The following is a 15,142-nucleotide window of genomic DNA, read 5'->3' on the forward strand; positions in this document are numbered from 1 at the left end:
TGGCTTGTTTTTGGCTTTAGGTAGCAAGATATATACGATTGCATGGAAAGTGAGTAGTGGATGGCGTATCGGTGACCCCAAAAAATCCATCTCCCAAAAAACTAAAAGTTGTTTTCGCTGACCCCCCGTTTGGCAGAGAATCCAAAGGCGAAGCCGTAACCGAGTCACCGAATTTAGGCATACTCTACATAGTCGGCTACGCCAAACCCCGTTTGCCCGACGTGGAATTTTACTATCTTGAACCCTTCCTCTCTATGGAGGAGCATCTTGCCAAAGTCGCCGAAATCAAACCCGACATCTATGCCATCTCTTTTACGACGCCTCGGCGTGACCTCTCCTTTGAAACCATAGCCAAAGTCAAAGCGTTGGGTTTGCCGATGCTTATGGCTGCTGGCGGCGCGCACCCGACTATTGATCCGCAGGATGTTCTCAAAAACACCGCTGTCGAGGTCTGCATTGTGGGTGAGGGCGAAGAAACCTGCACTGAGCTTATCAAAAAGGTCCAAGCTAAAGAGCCCATAAGCGACATAGCTGGTACGGTGAATCGCCAAAAAAACAACGGTCTCCGTCCCCTCCTCAAGGATATTGACTTTTTCCCCGCATGGGAACTGGTTGACTTCGAAAACTACGATATAGCGGTGAGCAAAAAACGGCGCATGGCTTATTTGCTGCCGATTCGTGGCTGTCCCAACTACTGCACGTATTGCAGCAATCCCGTGTGGAAGCTTGAGAAGCCTTGGATTCGGATGCGTTCGCCCAAAAACATCGCCGACGAAGTCAACTACCTCTACGGACGGGGCATCCGCGAAATCTACATCCGCTCCGACACGTTCAACGTGGATATCAAATGGTGCCTTGAAGTGCTGGGCGAAATCGAGAAGCTCAACCTCAAAGGCATGACCTTCCAATGCAACCTCCGCGCCGACAAACTCAACGATGAATTAGCCAAAAAACTCAGCGACATCCACGTCTGGCTGGTGCACATCGGTTTGGAATCCGCCAACGACCGCGTGCTCAAAGGCATCGGCAAAAACGCGTCGCAAGCCGACAACGTCCACACTCTTGAGTTGCTCAAAAAGTACGGCGTTAAAGTGTATGGGTTTTTGATGCTCTATAACGCTTGGGAAACCAACGGCAAACTCGAATATGAAACGCCTGAGGAAGTCGAAAACACCCTCAAGTTTGCCAAGGATTGCCTGCGCGACAACCTCATCGAATACATCTCATGGTCCATCACTAACCCCCTGATTGGCAGCAAACTCTACACCATCGCAGAACGCCACGGCATCGCAGCCTACAACGTCAAAATCGGCAACTGCATGCACCTCCCCGGCGTATCTGAGGAGCAGATGGTGGAACACGTCAAACAAGGCATGATACTACAACTCCTAAACGGCATCCAAAAAGGCATGATAACCAAAAACAACAAACGCGCCCAACAAAAAGCCAAAAAAATCCTAAACATGTAAACTCAGCAAATTTATTTCTCTTTTATAGCAGTCGGTTTTGTCAATGAAAATGAATCGACCAAAAGAAAAGAGATTGGTTTTACGGACCCGCCTCGACTAAGCTGTTATAGACTTACGCCTCTTTAAGAAAAAGATTAACAAGAGTAAGACTGTTGGAATGGTAATGGCAACGACAATTGCTCCTAAAAATTGAATGTCTCCCCCTACAGGTGCTGTGTCAGGCGAAGCAGCATTAACCTGCTTTATCAAGGGGTAATGGTCTATGTTGGCATCGTCAATGTAAAAACTTGTGTCCCAAACGTTTCTCTGCGTTTGTGAACTGTTGCTATATCTGGAATGGAAGTTGTCCCAGTAGTTGCCTTCCGCCCCGTTATCCCAGACGTTGCTTTCATATTCGGCGGGGGCATACCAGCGAGTTAAAACATGGGATTCTAAGGTGTTGTTGGCGAAGTTATTATGGAAGAGGGTGTTGTTGAAGGCATCGGATATTCGCAAAGCAGCACCTTTGTTGTCAGCAAAGGTATTTTTGGTGAATGAGTTATCGCTACTTTGAACAAGGTTAACTCCAAAATAATTTTCACGAAAGAGATTCTGCGTGATAGTGCTATTCCGGGAAACGGCAAAATACATTCCGGAGTCATTATTGGTAAAGTTGTTTTTGCGGATTAAGAGTTGTCTTGATCCGTCCCCACCAGAGTGGTTTTGGGTAATGCCTGACGGCGTTAATCCATAACCACAGGAGTCGATATCATTCTCAGAGACAACGATATCGCTGCAATCCACCATGCCAATTCCTGCATATTGGTTTCTTGTAAGCTTATTCTCTGAAACGGTTATATTTTGGCTATATTTCAAGAAGATACCGTTTCCGCAGTTAGCCACCTGACTGCCTTCTATCTTTGAGTCATTTGTATTAATCAGTGTTATGCTATCAAAGTTATGCGTTATCGCTAAATTCTGCATCGTAATGTTTGTGCAATTGCCTAAAGCAACAAAGCCCGCGTTGGGTGGCACAGTTTTGCCATGCTCATTTAACCAATAGATTATTGGTTTATCGTCAATTGTATTTGACGAATCGATGTTCTGTCTAAACTGTTCATGGGTATTGTAGGAAAGCCCAAAACTTTGCAGGTTATTTGCCATTTGATTGTTTGTTAAGGTGTTGTCTGCACAGTAATTGACTGCAATGCCACATTGGCAGTTTTCGACTTTGTTTGCGTCAATAGTGTTGTTAGTTGAGGCTGCTTGTATGAGGATTCCGTAGTTTAGGTCGGCTGGGCCTGAATAATTCGTGAATGTAGTTATGCTGTTTCTGGAGATAGTGTTTCTTGATGATAGGCTAAACCAGATACCACATGAAGTGCTCTTACCGCCGCCAATCAATGTATTGTTTTCAATACTGTTTTCCGAGGCGTTGTCGAGGAGAATAGCTCGGTTAAAACCGAGTATCTGAAGGTTCTTTACTGTGACGCCAATTCTGTCGGTTAGTTCAACCCCTGTGTGCCCTTCACCAACCATTGTCAAAGCATGTTTATTGCCATCAATGACTATGTCATCCTTTAAAACCTGAAGCCCACTTGAGCACCACTGATCTGTAATGATAACATCACCCGTAAAGGTATAGGAGTTGCCTTGGCGCATTATGTGATCAGTACCGACTATCGTTCCATCTTCCTTAATCATGATCGCCCCCGGAATTCCTATCTCTGCTGAAGAACCTCCAAGAGCGAAAACAAGTAGAAGAATTACTCCAATACACAGTGCAGAGCAAAGTTTGGTTTTGCATTCTATTATTGCGCTGTGCTTCATTACTAGTGCCCTTATCTGCTGTTAACCTATGCCTTTTAAAAGCGTTGTCGTCAACGTTTCTTGACTAAGAGTTTTTTTTGTTGTCTCCTATAGAGTCAGCTTTGATGCGATGGAGGAGTCTTTTGAGACTGTTTGGTCATTACCTTTAAATTGCATTAGCGCCAGAAAAGCAATAGGTTGGTGGGTTAATGGATTTCCTTAAGAAACTTCATGAGAAGGTCTCTGCGCCAGACGGGAACTTGGAGCTTAGGTTGGATAATTGGTCGGTTCCTTTGGGCAGCAGCTTGACAGGGTCTTTGGTTTTTAGCGCTCAGGAAGATTTTGATTGTACTGAGGTTAGGTGTGAGGTGGCTTGTGTGGAGACCGCCCGAGTCATAAGATACGTCTATGACCCAAACGTTAGGCGCTCGTTGCCGCATGAAGCCGATGAGACAGCTACCCTCTACGCCATTAACCCCGCATCAAGCGGCCCAACCCACTTTACAAGGAGCGCGCAACGGAGTTTTCCAGTAAACATCGCCATTCCGCCTGCGTCACGGACCACCTTTAATGGCGTTGGGCAGAAGCTGGTCTGGACCATCAAAGGCGTGATTGCAGTCGATGGGCGTCCCGATGTGACGACGAACACCTTTGAGTTTCAAGTCGTGCCGCCTGCGCCAGTGATAAATCAGCCTTCTGTTCAGGTGGTTAAAGAGGTTGTTATCGTCAAGATTCCCTGCAAGTATTGCCAGACGCTATTTAACCAGCTTGACACGTTCTGTCCTAACTGCGGGGCAAGACGCACAGCCTAAAAACCCTCTTTAGCGAACCTATTTGCAGTCTATTAGGATCCTATTAGTGGTTCTATGCAGAAACCTATAGGGGGGAGGGTTGCAGCCTCATATTTGGTGGCTATTAGAAACTCTATGCAGTTACCTAAGAGGGGTAGGTCACTATTGGCTGAAAACAAGCTCAAAAGCATGATGAAAACACCTGCTTATGGAAAGCGCAACTCGTGGCGGAGCAAGAGGCGAATTGATTGCATGTTTGGTTAAGGCTTGTTTTGTATTGTTTTTTTGTTGCCAAAATTGTTTATAGCGTCGGCTGGGCTGCTGATTCTCGACGGGTGAAACCTCCGAATGGGCCATGCTAGCGCCCGAATGCATTGCGCTGTTCACTACAATCAAAGCTTTCCTGTTTCCAAAATAAAATCCCTCCACACACAAGAAAAAACATGCCATGGCGAGTTGCGATAAACTATTATTCTGCCACACAAAACATATGGCTATGCCATCCTGCTCCGACCCCAACTTTAAAGTCGATTTTGTGGTGCCCTCCCGAGACGAAGCCAACCCAACGCTTCTGCGCCAGATAAAAAGCATGCCCTGCGCTGGCGAAATCATAAACACCCACGAAAAACCCCTAAGCGTCGCACGCAAGCACGCGGTGTTGCAGGCAAAAACAGAGTGGGTGGCAATGGTTGATGACGACATGCTGCTGCCCCGTGATTGGCTCCAAAACGTCAGTCAAGCAATCGCACCAGACGTAGGCGCAATCGGCACCGTCGCCGTCCACAAAAACCGCCACGCAGCAGCCTACGAACGCGTCGTCGGCACCGTCTACAACCTAAGCAAACTAGACACCAACCCCCACATCAACAACATCCTCATACGCCGCAAAGTCATGGAAAACTACAACCCACCCAAACTCTTCTTCGGCGAAGACCAATACTTCAAACGCTACGTACAAAAAAGCGGCTACAAATGGAAAGTTCTGCCTTTCCTTGGCGCTACCCATCTGGGAACCTCCAAAAACTACGTCACCATCGGAGTATCTTATCGCCGCTACGGACACTACAGCATGTTCAAACTACTAAGACGCGTAGTCGCACGTTTCCTGTTCACGCCGTACGCAGCATTAAGCAACCTCAGCGCCGTAACCTTCTACTACCTAACCAAACTAAACGTGGAATTCATCGCAGGCTGGGCAAAAGAACTCCTAACCGAAAAACTCTAAATTTTGAGCCCAACGCATCTTATTTGCTGATGCCCACCAACTCATATTTCCTAAGCATAGACCCCGACTCCTTGATGACTTGCAAACTATGCCACAAGTGAGGGTCATTTAACGCCATCTCTTTTAGTTCCCGCTCAAGCTCCGGCGTGAGGATGGCTTCGTAGGTTTTTATGGTGGCTTGATAGATTTTGGCTTTCTTGATTTTTTCCAACTTGACTTTGGAGTCTGCATCGAGGCAAATAGGTATCCCTTCTTCCATGTCCGTGGCGTCTAGATGGCGTTCTTTATGGTTGACTTTGATGATTCGGATCCTTTTCTTTGTTGATTGGGTGTGTTTCCACTCGGGATTTACCATGTCAATCGGCACTATAGACATCTGCTTGCTTTTTACTTTAATGGCGCCAAAACCCAAATCGGTCTGAACTTTCCATAAACAAAGCAGTTGAGAATGAGAAAAAACACGCTGTTTGATGTTGTTTAAACCGTTTTTTAATCCTATAAATCAGTTTTTAAGCACAGCAGATATAAGGAACCCCGTCAATAATTCGGCAAAGAAGTGTCACAGTCATGTCAGAAAAACTGTCCCTAGTCACATGCACAAGCTGCGGAAAACCAATTCCGCCTGGCAGTGAATCCACAAAATTCCAATGTCCCAACTGCGGTGAAATCCAAATCAAACGCGACGGCAAATGCCGCAAATTCGGCCGCCTCTACAAATGCCCCAAATGCGGCTTCCAAGGACCATAAAAGGCGACAAATATGGGCTGGATTCTTGTAGTCTACAAAGTTTTCCCCGAAGACATCCTGCCAAGCTTTGATGACTTAAAACAAAAAGTCACAGCCATCTTGCCCGAACACAGCTCCGTTGAAGGATGGGGCGAAGAAGACGTGGCCTTTGGCCTCAAAGCCTTGCTTGTCCAAGTCCGATTCCCCGAAGAAAAAATGGGATTAGTCGACGAATTCGAAACCGCCTTAGCAAAAATCCCCGGCGTAAGTCAAGCACAAAGCTTCAACATCCGCCGCACCAGCCGCGACAAGTAAGTCGCCGCAAACCCCTTTTCCCAACAAAAAACCCCTAACTCGTCTCTTTAGCAGGCATCTGACTGTTTTTGCAGTTACGCTTTAAAGTTTATATACAATATTAATCTCTTTCAAACACATACCCTCGAGCAATCAAAGTAATTATTTGGAGAAATTCTAAATGAGTGAAGTACAACTACGCGTCGGAGACGCACGGCAAAGAGATGTCGGCAGAGGAATAGCCCGCATCGACCAACGCACAATGCAGAAACTCGGCATAAGCGCTGGTGACGTAATCGAGATAGTTAACAAACGCACAACAAGCGCGATTGCTTGGCCAGCCTACAGCGAAGACCAAAACCGCGACATCATACGAATCGACGGATTCACCCGCAAAAACAGCGGCGTCGCCATCAACGAATACGTCGTGGTCCGCCCAGCCAAAGTTAAAACAGCCCTATCCGTCACCCTCGCGCCAGTGGATATGCGTCTCAACGTGGATGAAGACTTCACAAACTTTGTCAAAAATCGCCTCATGGAACGCACCCTCGTCGAAGGCGACACCACTCTAGTTATGATGCTTGGCCACGCTATACCCTTCACCGTATCCAAAACTCGTCCTCACGGCATCATAAAAGTCACAACCGAAACCCGCTTAACAATCCTCAACGAACCTGCCCCCGAAGGCAAAGGTCTCCCACGCACCACCTACGAAGACATCGGCGGACTACACGAAGAAATCCAGCGCGTCCGAGAAATGGTCGAACTACCTCTACGTCACCCCGAACTCTTCCAACGCCTCGGCATTGAACCCCCCAAAGGCGTACTACTCCACGGTCCACCTGGCTGTGGTAAAACCCTGCTCGCACGCGCAGTCGCCAACGAGTCAGAAGCCAACTTCTACTCAATTAACGGCCCCGAAATCATGAGCAAATTCTACGGCGAATCAGAAGCTCGACTACGCGAAATCTTCCAGCAAGCCCAACAAAACGCTCCCAGCATCATCTTTGTCGACGAACTCGACGCCATTGCACCTAAGCGTGAAGAAGTCACTGGCGAAGTAGAACGACGTGTCGTCGCCCAACTATTGGCACTTATGGATGGTCTTTCGGGGCGTGGAAACGTCATTGTTATCGGCGCTACCAACCGACCTGGCGCGCTTGACCCTGCATTGCGCAGACCTGGCCGATTTGACCGTGAAATCGAAATCAGCGTTCCCGACAAGAAAGGCCGCTACGAGGTGCTTCAAATCCACACCCGCGGCATGCCGCTGGCTGAAGACGTTGACCTCTTGAAACTCTCAGCTATGACTCATGGCTACACAGGCGCAGACCTCTCCGCATTGAGCAGAGAAACTGCCATGAAAGCTCTGCGTCGCTACCTGCCCCAGATTAACCTTGAAGAAGAACGCATCCCTCCAGCTGTGCTCGAAAAGATGGAGGTCACAATGGATGACTTCGTGGGCGCCTACAAGGAAGTCACTCCTACTGCTATGCGTGAAGTCTACATCGAAGTTTCAACTGTGCATTGGGAAGATGCAGGTGGCTTGGAAGATGTTAAGCAGCATCTCAAAGAATCCGTGGAGTGGCCGATAAAGACCCCTGAAATATTCACTAAACTCGGAATTAGGCCCCCCAAAGGTATCCTACTCTATGGTCCACCTGGCTGCGGCAAAACCCTGCTTGCACGTGCTGTCTCAACTGAGAGTGAAGCCAACTTCATTTCCATCAAAGGTCCAGAGGTCTTTAGCAAATGGGTCGGCGAATCCGAGAAAGCTATCCGCGAAGTCTTCCGCAAAGCCCGTATGGCGGCCCCTGCAGTCATATTCCTTGACGAAATCGACTCCCTGACCCCCAGACGTGGTATGGGCATGAGCGACAGCGGTGTCTCTGAACGAGTCATCAGCCAACTCCTAACCGAAATGGACGGCATAACTACCCTCCAAGACATAGTGGTCATCGCTGCAACCAACCGTCCCGACATGGTGGACTCGGCAGTTCTGCGTCCCGGAAGATTTGACCGTCTTATCTATGTGCCTGAACCCGACGAAAAAAGCCGTCTCCAAATCTTCAAAATATACACTAAAGGTATGCCTATTGGTGCAGATGTTGACCTCAACCAGCTGACCATTGCTACAAAGTACTATTCTGGCGCGGACATTGAATCTCTTTGCCGTGAAGCTGCGATGCATGCACTGAGACGTGATGTGAACAGCCGAGAAGTCGTGATGAAGGATTTCCAAGATGCCCTTAAAGAAATGGGTCCCAGCATCACGCCTGATATGGAGAAATGGTACAAGAGTTTTATGCAGCAAATCCGACAAGTACAAAAGCCAGCAACCCCAGTTGCATAGGGAAGGAACGCTTAATGCCGCAGATGAAAACTTGGAAAACCCGTCCAGCTTATTATTTTGTGCTGGAAGTTCTCAACAAGAAAGGCGACATGACCGACGATGACTTGTTTGGTCAAATTAAAGATGAGTATGAAGATTTAGGCTTCAAGGACTTTAACGATTTGCTCTTAAAGCTTGAAGTCAGCGGGAGAATCCGCACTTCATCTATGGCAAGAGGCAAGCGTAGAATCGAGTTAGTCCAATAGACGCTCTTTTCTTTCTCTACTTTTATTATTGTTAATGTGCCAACGCTTGTCTTGTCAGAATTTTATTTTCTGCACTGTTTTTTTCCCAAACTGCATCAAAGTACCCTATCATGACTTTTAAAAACTGTGGATGACTTGAGGCTAGACTGGGGGTAATTCGATTGTTCATTGGTGGTCCTATACACAAGTTTGCTTCCTTTCCGTCAGAGATGATCATGTCAACAGGTGTCCGTTGTTGTACAAATCGAATTTCAAACGACGGATTGTACTCTAGTGTTCCCATTACTTTTTGAATGAAATTTAGGTTGTCTTGCTTTTCAGTTATGAGTCGCAATTTCACGTTTCTGTTGAACATTTCCCGTAATTCTTCAACGTCAGATAGTATCCGATACCTCACTAACTTCCACTTGCACATAATGTCGAGGGAGTATTGGGTTGTACTCATAATTTTATCGAGCCACTTCACCATGAGGTCTTCTGAATAATTTATGATGAATTGCGGGTGCTCATCTTGAGGAGTTTGTTTGCTGTCAGGTTCCTCAAGGTTTTTAATTAGGTCTTTTGCTTTCTTTTCTAGCTCGACGTGTTTTTGTGTTTTGTTTTGTAGCAAGATTCGGAAGCCCTGCTTCATTGGAGTGGCTTTAAACATTGTGGGTTTGCCGATTATTTCTTGGGCTAGCCCCATTTTTTCAAGTGTAGGCATCACCCGATAGATGTCCTGCCGTGCTATCTTTGAGACTTTAAAGATTGTTTTTACATCTGCTTTTTCAAACTTGACCAAGGATAGGTACGTTTTCGCCTGTAGGAAAGTTAATCCTAATCTCATTAGTATTTGGACGTATTCATCTTCCTGCATTATTAACCATACAGTTCACCAATTTTGTTTGCATTTCTCTTATTAGTTTTTCGTAAATTGTCGCAAGCGCCACTGATTACAAACGCTTAAGCTTGTACCGTAACAAAATAATTAGACTACAAGGAGAAAAAACAATGAATCAAAAACCCTTGAAGTTCTCAAACAATAAAACCTTAGCTACCGCAATCATTTTGCTTCTAACGCTATCTCTTGTTGCCGCAGTTGCTATTCAAACTGCAAACGCAGACACCCAAGTAATAACCCACAAAACATACCTGTATTCTAGCGTAGCCAGTAGCATCTTAGGAGTTGGTCAAGACCAAGTCCTTGTTTACTGGACTGCTGACATGCCTCCTGATACTGGAGAAATTGAAGGTGTCATTGCTGGTGCTTTCAACCGCGCTGCTTGGCGTGGTGTTTCTTTTAATGTGACTGCTCCAGACGGAACCTCTACCATTATTAATGTTCCTGATAACCAGCAGGACTCCATCGGTGGCGGATACATTATGTTCGCTCCCGATCAGGTCGGTACCTACACTGTACAAGCTAGTTTCCCAGCACAATGGAAAAACACCACCCTAGTTAATGGCGCTTCAACACCAAGACAATACGGCTATCCCAACATAGTAAACCAATTCTATTCAGCCGCAACTAGCCAACCAATAACTTTCGTAGTACAAGAAGAGCCAGTGCCTTTATGGTCAGAGTCAGCTCTTCCGAATGACTATTGGACACGTCCAATCAACGACGCTAGCAGACTATGGGGTCAACTCGAAGGAAACTGGCTTGCAGGTCAAGCGGGCGGTTTCTTCGGTGGCGCTGACTACAGTGGCTGGCAATACCCCGCAGGTCAAGCCGGCGGCACAACCACACGTTACGTATACGGTACTGGAACAGAAAGCTCTCACATACTTTGGACCCGACCGCTATATCTCGGTGGTCTCATGGATGCCCGATTCGGTGACACAGGCTACCAAACTGGACACTACCAAGGCATGGACTTTACAGCATTCATCATGAACGGCCGAGTATACTATCCTGACCGCGCAGACGCATACCGCTCAATAGGCTTCAACGTCGTCGACCTCTATACCGGCGAGTTACTTATGTACGTCAACGAAACCTTCCCATCGTTCGCTCAAATCTACAACTATGACTCACCTAACCAGCACGGAGGCTACTCATTCCTCTGGAGATCAACTACCAACCAATTAGGTGCAGGTAACGGAACTGTCTTAGAAATGCTAGACGGCTATTCATTGCCAATGCGGCACATATGCTACATCGCTAACGCAAGTCTATCAGGCAAAAACGTCATCGGCAACAACGGCGAATACCTCTGGTACAACATAGTCAACTATGGTACAGCCTCAAATCCCAAATACTACTTAACATGCTGGAACAACACCAACGTGTTAGGCTTAACCGCGACAGGTCCCAACACTGGTACAACCTACTGGCAATGGCGTCCTGAAGGCGGCGGATTTGGCGGCGGACCCGGACTAAGCAACGCATACATTTGGGACGGAAACACAGGTTTTTCATTCAACGCATCTATACCTACACCAATCGCACTCAGTAGCATCATTAACCAGACAGGCTCAATCCAAACTATCCGTGTCGGTTCACAACCGGACGGCGATGGCGGCTTCGTAATCCTCGGAACCACTGGACAGAACAACGAAGACGGCAACGTCCCAGGAAAACTCTGGTGCCTCAGCCTAGAACGCGGCCAAGAAGGTACACAACTCTGGACAACAAGTTTCACAGCGCCATTCATATCAAAAGCTGACAACGAGTCATCAGGCATGTTTGGCACTTACAGCATGTGCGGCGTCTACCCAGAAGACAACGTTATCCTATTCCACTCTACAAAGCAACTCAAATACTGGGCAATCGACATGAAATCAGGTCAAGCTCTCTGGGAAACTGAGCGTGAACCAGACAACAACTACTACAGCACTCAATACAACTACTGGAACCACACCCTCTACACTACCGGCTACGGTGGTGTCGCAATTGCTTATGACATGGCTACTGGCAAACAAATCTGGAACTACACCGCAACCAACGTCGGCGGCGAATCACCCTACGGCAACTATCCGCTTAACATCTTCGCAATCTGCGACGGCAAACTCTACATGCTAACTGGCGAACACTCAATCACTCAGCCTATGTGGCGAGGACAAAACATCCGATGTGTCGATGCAACAACCGGCGAAGAAGTCTGGAAGATTCTTGGCATGGGCGCAGACAACGGTGCTCACTTAACCGGCATGTACATGCAGATGGGTGACGGCAAAGTTGTTGGTCTCAACTACTTTGACAACGAAATCTACTGCTTCGGCCCCGGTAAAAGCGCAACAACCGTTTCAGCTCCACAATCCATGCAAGAGCTAGGAACAACACTGACAATCACCGGCACCGTCACTGACCAGACACAATCTGGCAGACGCAACACAAACGGCCTCTACGACTTTACATTAGCCGGTACTCCAGCAGTCTCTGATGAAAGCATGTCTGCATGGATGGAATACCTCTACATGCAACAGAACAAACCCACAGACACAATCGGCGTTCCAGTAACTGTAACCGCAATCGACCCCAACGGCAACTTCCAAAACGTCGGCGAAACCGTTAGCGACATGTATGGCAACTACGCTATACCCTACACACCTGAAGTCCCCGGCACCTACCAAATCCTCGCAAGCTTCGCTGGAACCAAAGGATATGGTCCATCCAGCTCATCAACATACTTCACCGCAGGCGACGCACCAACCGCTCCACCCGTAGCAACTTCACAACCAACAGAATCTGTCGCTGACATGTACTTCGTCCCCGCAGTCATCGGTATCGTCATCGCAATCGTCCTCGTCGGCGTAGCAAACGTGTTGCTGCTAAGAAAACGACCTTAAACAAGCAAAACAATTTCCCCCTTTCCCTTTTTTTGGGAACATGCAGAAAGGGCTGAGAGGGTTCTGAGCCTTTCTCATATAGAGGCAGCTTTAGGGTTTCATGTATTCCTTTCAACAGGGCCCCGGCAAACCTTTCTGTGTATTAATTCCATCTACGCTGTATTTGTTAGCTCATTTTTGGTAGTCGTGTTCCACAACATTCCAAAATGGTTCGACAAGCGACTCATACGGCAACTATGGATGCGCTTACACCCCTGAAGTTCCAGGAGTCTATCACATCATTGCAAGCTTCGAAAACTCTGCCACTTATGGGTCATCAAGCGCAACAATTTACTTAGCAGTGGGCGAAGCAACAGCATCCACTCCACAACCAACAGCACAAGCAGAATCAGCATCTGACGTATATTTTCTACCCGCAATAATTTGGTGTAGTAGTCGTAGTTGTCATAGTTGGCGCAATTAACTTGCTGTTCTTACTGAGAAAACGACCATAAACAAGCCGTACCAAGCCTCTCTTTCTTTTTTTATCTTGTAGCATTTTGGCGGTATCACGGTTTTATAAAGTGGCTGGTTGTCTGAAGTGGTGCTTCTTGCAAGCGCTTAAGTGGTAAGGATTACAATATAGCGCCCAGTAGGGCTCTGCAATAAGTAATGTTAGACGTGAGCTTAATTCTGCAAGCGTCTTTCCAATTATTTATAGAGCATGCAGAGCCCTTTCTCACTATTCTTAACCCTGAAATAAAACGTTTTCTCGTCACTGCCCCAGTTGCCTTATGTTTATTGAATTTAACGTTTTTTCAGCTATGGAGACACTGCACAGCAAGTCATCGATGGTTGCTGTTAAAGTTGCCAATTTGCATTCACATTTAAGTCGCGTAACCACAGTGTCTTTTTCTCTTACTGTTTTAATTTCGAGACCACTTGGCGTTTTATAGTTGTCAGGCGAAACCGCATCGGCAACAGCCTGCGCAGTCCCCTCATCAATGTACTTGAGCGTTATTGTTGCTTCCAAGCTTCTCCCCCTTAAGCTGCCGACCAACCAAGTCATCCGCGGTTTTAATGAATGCCTCCAACTTGTCTAAAGGCACCTGTGCCCCCGCCGCAATGTTGTGCCCGCCGCCTTTGCCACCGTTCGCCTCCGAAGCCAACCGCATCACATCTCCCAAGTTGACGCCTTTTTTAAGCGCCGCTTCTGTTGTTCGCCCCGAAAACTTGGCTGCTTTCTCTGCTTCAATGTTAGCAAATGCAAACAGCGGTTTTTCGTTGTGGACTAAGCTTGAGACGATGATTGATGAGACGGTGCCGATGATTTTTTCGTTTATGGCGTCTTCGCCGTAAATAACGTAGATGTTTTGGAATTCGCGCATGCGTTCAGGTTTCTCGCTGACCCAGTCGAGGTATTTGTTGATGTTTTTGCGGTAATCCTCCAAAATCTTGTTGGATTCCTCTAAGGCGGCTTTACGGTCCCCCATACAAATGGCGATGCCTAAACTGGGGCGGTCCATGCGTCCCGTCGAGTTCAGCAGCACCGCAAATTCGCGTCCATCCCGAAGCGCCGTGTTAGGCTCTTCTTTGGTTAATACGTAGATGTTGCCGATGAGATTATCCACCTCCATATGCAGCCCCTTTGAGAGCAAGTAATCCGCTAAAGCAGTGCAGAGGCGTTTACGTTCCTCATCGTTTAGGTCGCACAGAGCTCTCACTTTATCTCCTTGCTTGAGGGGGATGCCCAAGTTCGCAACGAAATTAAGCGCCGCGCCCTCCTGTCCGCTTAAGCCGGGTATGAAGGGGTTTGTGGTAGTGGCTAGCATCTTGTATATGGGGCGGGTTTCGCGACCAAAAAACGTCAAATCCTTAACAACATTAAGCATCCCCACGGAGACGGCGTCGTTTACGATGATTTCGTTGAGGCTCCGCAGGCTGCGTTGCTCATATTTATCTTGCATGTCACCTAACGCGCCAACTAACGCTATGGGCGCCAAATCTTTGTTTGCTTGGTTTACAGCTCGGGCCGCAAAATAGGCGACGCCTGAACCGCTCACGTCAGTGGCGCCGTCTATGCCGCATAGGTGAGGGTTAACTTGGGTGACGTTGGGGTTATTGGCTGTTCCAGTGATTTGGTGATGGTCTAAAATCACTATTTTGGACTCGGGGATTTTTTCGTTAAGCAAATCAAGGTAGCCGCTGCCAAAGTCGGTGAGGATGACGAGTTGAGGTTTGGTGGCTTGCACTTCGGCGATGATTTTTTCATCCATCCATTGCATAACCCTGATTCTGTAACGCGCGTCGAGGCGGCTTAGCATTTTCCCGATGACGCTGGCTGCTGCAACGCCGTCCGCGTCCAAATGAGAAAAACAACTGATGTTTCCGTCTTTTTGGACGGTTTCTAAGATGACTTTGGCTGCTTTGTCTGCTTGAGCTAGGAACTGCTCTATGGCTGCTTGTTGCTGTTGTGCCATCACGTTTCACTTCTTTTCCTA

The 15,142-nt window shown here is 47.4% G+C and carries 13 protein-coding genes; 8 read left to right on the forward strand and 5 right to left on the reverse strand.

The features are described 5' to 3' along the window. The first annotated feature begins 71 nt into the window (after positions 1–71). On the forward strand, positions 72–1,469 hold the full coding sequence (locus tag NWE92_02375; GenBank protein ID MCW4028478.1) for a B12-binding domain-containing radical SAM protein: 1,398 nt from the start codon (positions 72–74) through the stop codon (positions 1,467–1,469). A 96-nt stretch (positions 1,470–1,565) separates the two neighbouring features. Here the strand turns inward: NWE92_02375 and NWE92_02380 are convergent, their stop codons facing one another. Continuing rightward, positions 1,566–3,152, reverse strand: a complete 1,587-nt coding sequence (locus NWE92_02380) for a right-handed parallel beta-helix repeat-containing protein (GenBank protein MCW4028479.1) — start codon at positions 3,150–3,152, stop codon at positions 1,566–1,568. A gap of 314 nt (positions 3,153–3,466) precedes the next feature. On the opposite strand from NWE92_02380, the gene NWE92_02385 reads away from it, so the two are divergent. Next, a complete protein-coding gene (locus NWE92_02385) occupies positions 3,467–4,069 on the forward strand; it encodes a hypothetical protein (protein ID MCW4028480.1) in 603 nt (200 codons plus the stop codon). Positions 4,070–4,496: 427 nt separating this feature from the next. Further along, the gene (locus NWE92_02390) at positions 4,497–5,273 is read left to right on the forward strand and encodes a glycosyltransferase family 2 protein (protein ID MCW4028481.1); all 777 of its coding nucleotides are present in this window, start codon (positions 4,497–4,499) and stop codon (positions 5,271–5,273) included. A 19-nt stretch (positions 5,274–5,292) separates the two neighbouring features. Here NWE92_02390 and NWE92_02395 read toward each other — a convergent pair whose 3' ends face one another. Next, positions 5,293–5,628, reverse strand: coding sequence for a hypothetical protein (locus NWE92_02395; protein MCW4028482.1), 336 nt, complete (start codon positions 5,626–5,628; stop codon positions 5,293–5,295). A gap of 212 nt (positions 5,629–5,840) precedes the next feature. Here NWE92_02395 and NWE92_02400 point away from each other — a divergent pair, with 212 nt between their 5' ends. The 4 genes from NWE92_02400 to NWE92_02415 all read left to right on the forward strand — a co-directional run bounded on the left by NWE92_02400 (position 5,841) and on the right by NWE92_02415 (position 8,891). After that, entirely contained in the window at positions 5,841–6,020 is a 180-nt protein-coding gene (locus tag NWE92_02400) for a zinc finger domain-containing protein (protein ID MCW4028483.1), read from the forward strand. A gap of 12 nt (positions 6,021–6,032) precedes the next feature. Then, positions 6,033–6,314 carry an elongation factor 1-beta gene (locus NWE92_02405; protein MCW4028484.1) on the forward strand — a complete coding sequence of 94 codons (282 nt, stop codon included), beginning with the start codon at positions 6,033–6,035 and terminating at the stop codon, positions 6,312–6,314. Positions 6,315–6,474: 160 nt separating this feature from the next. After that, complete coding sequence (locus NWE92_02410) at positions 6,475–8,646, forward strand: CDC48 family AAA ATPase (protein MCW4028485.1); 2,172 nt, start codon at positions 6,475–6,477, stop codon at positions 8,644–8,646. A gap of 14 nt (positions 8,647–8,660) precedes the next feature. Beyond that, positions 8,661–8,891 carry a hypothetical protein gene (locus tag NWE92_02415; protein ID MCW4028486.1) on the forward strand — a complete coding sequence of 77 codons (231 nt, stop codon included), beginning with the start codon at positions 8,661–8,663 and terminating at the stop codon, positions 8,889–8,891. Positions 8,892–8,922: 31 nt separating this feature from the next. Here NWE92_02415 and NWE92_02420 read toward each other — a convergent pair whose 3' ends face one another. Then, a complete protein-coding gene (locus NWE92_02420; GenBank protein ID MCW4028487.1) occupies positions 8,923–9,747 on the reverse strand; it encodes a hypothetical protein in 825 nt (274 codons plus the stop codon). A 134-nt stretch (positions 9,748–9,881) separates the two neighbouring features. On the opposite strand from NWE92_02420, the gene NWE92_02425 reads away from it, so the two are divergent. After that, positions 9,882–12,662, forward strand: coding sequence for a PQQ-binding-like beta-propeller repeat protein (locus NWE92_02425; protein MCW4028488.1), 2,781 nt, complete (start codon positions 9,882–9,884; stop codon positions 12,660–12,662). Positions 12,663–13,416: 754 nt separating this feature from the next. Here NWE92_02425 and NWE92_02430 read toward each other — a convergent pair. Together NWE92_02430 and NWE92_02435 are read right to left on the reverse strand one after the other, a co-directional pair. Next, positions 13,417–13,674 carry a KEOPS complex subunit Pcc1 gene (locus NWE92_02430; protein ID MCW4028489.1) on the reverse strand — a complete coding sequence of 86 codons (258 nt, stop codon included), beginning with the start codon at positions 13,672–13,674 and terminating at the stop codon, positions 13,417–13,419. After that, a complete protein-coding gene (locus NWE92_02435; protein MCW4028490.1) occupies positions 13,643–15,121 on the reverse strand; it encodes a DHH family phosphoesterase in 1,479 nt (492 codons plus the stop codon). Before NWE92_02435 ends, NWE92_02430 begins: the two co-directional genes overlap by 32 nt. Between the last annotated feature and the right edge of the window lie 21 nt (positions 15,122–15,142).

The sequence above is a fragment of the Candidatus Bathyarchaeota archaeon genome, from assembly GCA_026014745.1.
In the GTDB taxonomy this organism is placed as follows: domain Archaea; phylum Thermoproteota; class Bathyarchaeia; order Bathyarchaeales; family Bathycorpusculaceae; genus Bathycorpusculum.